The sequence below is a fragment of the Nocardia sp. CC201C genome (assembly GCF_030010695.1).
Taxonomy (GTDB): Bacteria; Actinomycetota; Actinomycetes; order Mycobacteriales; family Mycobacteriaceae; genus Nocardia; species Nocardia otitidiscaviarum.
Window position 1 is genome coordinate 1 of the sequence record NZ_JASCXP010000505.1, and the last position, 4562, is coordinate 4562.

Below are 4562 nucleotides of genomic sequence, written 5' to 3' on the forward strand. Positions count from 1 at the left end.
CCGGACGGGTGGTGGCAGCGGTCGCAGTCCCGCCGACACCGGCAGCAGCAATCGCGGTCACGGGCACTCCGGCACTCGTCACAGTCCCGCCACTACCGGCACCCGTCGCAGTCGCGGCTGGATCGCTGACGGAAGCGGTCTCGGTCGCGCGGGTCGTGGCGGCATCGGACGCGGCGGGAGTGGTGGCCGCGCCGGTCGAGGTGGGGGCAGCGGCGGTGGGAAGGTCTACCCAGCACCGTGTTCCGTGCATCGGATGTCCGGGCAGTCGCACCCGGCGACCCTCGTCCGGCTGCATCCCCCAATCGAGGTCCACTCCCCGCTCGTAGAGGCGGGCCAGAATGCCGAGCGGTCCGCCGGAATCCGGTGCACCGAACAGCACTTCCGCATCGGAACGGTCCGCGAGGTCCTCGGCCAGGAAGCGACCCAGCACACCGTCCCGGCTGGGGTCGACGAAAACCACCGAGCCGTCCCGCAACAGAGTCTCCGCGGCGGTACGCAACCGAGCCCGGTCCACCGTGGGTGCCGCCGCCGCGGCGGCCAACTCCCCCGCATCCACCCTCTCGCGCGAACCCAGCAGATAGCGAGCGAGGAACTTCGACGCTCCTCCGCTGAGCACAGCTCCGAACCGAATCCCCCAGTCGCGCAACAGGTCATGAGCCGCGAGCTGCCCGGCGAGCACATCCGCGACCGCGCCGACGGCAGGCAACTGCACGGGCAGCGAGGCCCCCACCGAGTGCGTAGGCCCCTCTCCGATCGTCCCACCCGCGTCGACGGAACCTGCTGCGGTCGAATGCGTTCCTTCGGCACCCGCACCGGCCCCGACGCGCGGATCAACCGGCGTCGCACCGGGCGAGAGCAGCAGCGCCACTCGCGGCGCGACCGGCCGCGCACCGGCCTGCCCGACGGCGCTACCGCGCATGTCGAGCGCATCCGCCAATTCCGCATTGCCGCTGGCGGTTACCGCGACACGGTAGCCGAGGTGCGCCCGGCCCCGACCGAGGGTGAAGGCGACATCCGCGAACTCGACCGCACCGCCCCGCACATACCCCGCGAGCGTGCCACACAGTTCCGCCAACGCGGCGGGAGTCCGAGCCGACACCCCGACAAGCCGCCGAACCGGCGCACCGTCCACCCGCCCTACATCACGCGGCAAACGTCCGCCCTCGAGGTCGGCGTTCCGCCCTCGGCCGACGTCATCCGCCAGCACCCGACCGCTCTCAGCGGGATCCGCACGCAGTGACCGCCCGCCTTCCTCGCCCCGCCCCCGCCCGGCACTGTGTCGCAGGTCCGCATTCGCACGGTCGACAAATTCTTCCGGTCGCAGCGCGCCCCGCGCTCCCGAACCACCGCTGGTCGCTCGCGGCACCTCACCATTCGTGGTCAGCACCCCCGCCTCGCGGTCCTGCGGCACGGCATCATCCGCCGGTGGATGCCCGTCCGTCCCACTCACCGCCCGTCCGACATCCTCGGTGCGCATCCGCCCAACCATCCCCGGCTGCCCGACATCCGACCGCTGTGGAGAGTCGACGTGCGCACGGTCGCCGGGGGCTATCGGTGGCGGCGCGACCCATTCCGCGGTGTCGCCGTTGTTCGCTTGCCGCACAGCGCCATTCGTGGCCGGCTCCCCCGCCTCGCGAACGTGCGGCGCGGTGTCATCCGCCCTCGGCGCGGGATCGGTCGCCGGGGGCGCATCCTCGGTCGGCGATGACATTGCCGTGGCGGACCGGGCGGTCGTTCGGGCCGCGATATCGGTACGCGGGTCGGCATCGTGCGGCGAGGCCACGCGCGCGACCCGTTCGCCCATCAGGGCCATCTGCGCCACGGTTGCGGGCGCAGGTGGGCGCGCGTCCGGCGCTTGCTGGATGACGCAGTGGGCGTTCGCGCCGCCGAGGCTGTAGGAGCTCACGCCCGCCAGGCGGGGGGTGTCGCCCGGCCAGGGGCGCGGGGTGGTGACCACTTCGATTCCGGCGGCGGCCAGGTCGAGGTCGCCGGTGGGGCGGTGGAAGTGCAGGGACGGGAAGAGTTGACCGTGGGCGACGGAGAGGACCGCTTTGACCAGGCCCGCTACTCCGGCGGCGTGATCGAGGTGGCCGATATTGGTTTTGACCGAGCCGATCGGCAGTGGTGTGTCGCGGTCGGCGAAAGCGGTGCGCAGGCCCTCGAGTTCGACGGCGTCACCCAGGCGGGTGGCGGAACCGTGTGCCTCGAGGTAGCCGGCGGTGCGGGGGTCGACCCCCGCCTTGCGCCAGGCGCGGTCGATGACCCTGGCCTGGGTGGCGGCGCTCGGGGTGCTGATGGTGGCGCTGGAGTGTCCGTTGTGCAGGACGGCGCTGCCGCGGATGACGGCGTACACCGGTGCGCGGTCGGCGCGGGCGCGCGCGAGGGTGGTCAGCAGCAGGGCCGCGCCGCCCTCACCGGGGACGGTGCCGTCGGCGTCGGCGTCGAAGGCCCGCACCTGGTTGCCGGGTGAGGCGATCTCGGTCATGGTCCGCGCGGTCCAGGCCGGGGAGCCGCCCGCGCGTACGCTCACGCCCCCGGCGAGCGCGTAATCCGCGTCGCCGCCGCGCAATTCCCGGCAGGCGTGGTGCACGGCGATGAGGGAGGCGTTGCAACCGCTGTCGACGGCGTAACACGGACCGTCGAAACCCAGCAGATGCGCGATTCGGGCCGGGGTGGCGAAGGGCAGATTGCCCAGCATGGCGAGCGGTCCCGGATCGACGGCCATGGCGTGATAGCCGGGCATGGGTGCGCTGAACACCACCGCCGTGCTCGCCGACCGCAGGGTGTCGGGGGCGTATCCGGCGTCCTCGACGGCGCGGTAGGCGAGTTCCAAGGCGATCCGCTGTTGCGGATCCATCAGCGCCGCTTCGCGTTTGGACAGCCCGAAGAAGGCGTAGTCGAAGGTGTGGATATCGGTGAGGTGGCCCATGGGCAGGTACCGGACGCGGCGGTCCAGGCCGGTCGCCTCGGCGCGGGAATCCGGCATGGGGCCGATGGAATCGCGTCCGGCGGCGAGATTGGCGCGGAACTCGTCCAGGTTCGCCGCGTCCGGGAAGCGCGCGCCGATCCCGATGATGGCGATGTCGTCGTCACGTAATGCTGGCGTGGTCACGATGTCCTTCACACCTCGAATGCCAGGGGGATGTCGGCCGCCGTGGCGGGTTCGGCGGTGTGCGCCGGGTCCGCGGGCAGCGCGGCGGCCTGCGCGGCCACGGTGTCCAGATCGAACAGCAGGCCCACCGAGATCGCGCCCGGCCAGCGCGCCTCCAGCCGCAGGTGCAGCGCGACCACACGATGGGAGTTGCCGCCGACGTCGAGAAAGCGGTCCTCGCGGTCGAATTCGTCGTGCAGCAGCACTTCCGACCAGATCGCGCCGATCGCGCGCTCGGCCTCGGACCAGTCGTCCCGCGAAACCGGCTGCCGATCAACGGGTTTGTGCAGCAGCGCGCGCAGGGCGGATTCGTCGAGCTTGCTGCTGCCCGCCGCGATCGGCAGCGCGTCGATGGGTACGAAGCGCGCCGGAACCGCCTCGGGCATCAGACGTTCGGCACAGAACTCGGCCAACGCACTCGATGCGGGCGAGACGGCGGCGCTGTCCACCGGCACCCAGAAGCCGGCCAGATATACGGTGTCGTCGACATCGGTGACCGGCAGTACGACCGCTTCACGCACGGCCGGATGGGCTTCCAGCACCGTCTCCACCGCACCGCGTTCGATGCGCACACCCCGAACCTTGAGCTGACTGTCGGCGCGCCCGTGGAATTCGATATCGCCGTGGGCGTCCGTGCGGGCGAGGTCGCCGGTCAGGTACATGCGCGCACCCGGTTCGGCGGCGAACGGGTCGGCCACGAAGCGGGTCGCGGTCAGGCCAGGCTGGGCGGCGTAGCCATCGGTGATCTGTCCGCCGCCGAGGTACAGGTCGCCCCGCGTGCCACTGCGGACCGGACGCAGCCGATCGTCCAGCAGGTGCGCCGTGCTGCCCGCGGTCGGCCTGCCGATCGGCACCACCTGTCTCGGGATGTCCGCGACGGTGTGCACGATGCAGGTGACGGTCGCCTCGGTGGGGCCGTATTCGTTGTACAGGGCGGCGGCGGGCAGGGTCTCGCGGTGTTCGTCCACCACACGCGCCGACAGCGCCTCGCCGGCCAGCGTCACGATGCGCAGCGTCGACCGCAGTCCGACCAGACGCGGCAGTAGCAGCCGGTAGAACGACGGGGTGGCGACGAGGTGGGTCACCGCGTGGCGACGGGCTAGCGCGGCGACCGCGTCCGCGTCGCGCAGCATCCGGGCGTCGGGCAGCACGCTCGTGCCACCCACCGTGAGCGCCCAGGCCAGCGCCATCAGGGAACCGTCCCAGATCAGCCGCATGGCCGAGAAAGTGACCAGTTCGCCATCGGTGTACGGGTAGTCCCGCGAGCCGATCAGGGTGGCGAGATTCGCGCGGGAAACCACCACCACCTTGGGCACGCCGGTGGAGCCGGAGGTGGTGATGGCGTAAGCGGGCGCTCGCGACAGCGGCCGACCCGGCAGTGGCATCTCGGACGATTCCGCCCGCACGGCGA

The 4562-nt window shown here is 71.9% G+C and carries 2 protein-coding genes; both read right to left on the reverse strand.

Features of this window, described 5'->3' with window-relative positions:
• On the reverse strand, nt 1-3124 hold a 3124-nt coding region (locus QK444_RS32765), incomplete at its 3' end, for a beta-ketoacyl synthase N-terminal-like domain-containing protein (RefSeq protein WP_282785928.1).
• On the reverse strand, nt 3121-4562 hold a 1442-nt coding region (locus QK444_RS32770), incomplete at its 5' end, for a non-ribosomal peptide synthetase (RefSeq protein ID WP_282785929.1). The genes QK444_RS32770 and QK444_RS32765, both read right to left, overlap by 4 nt.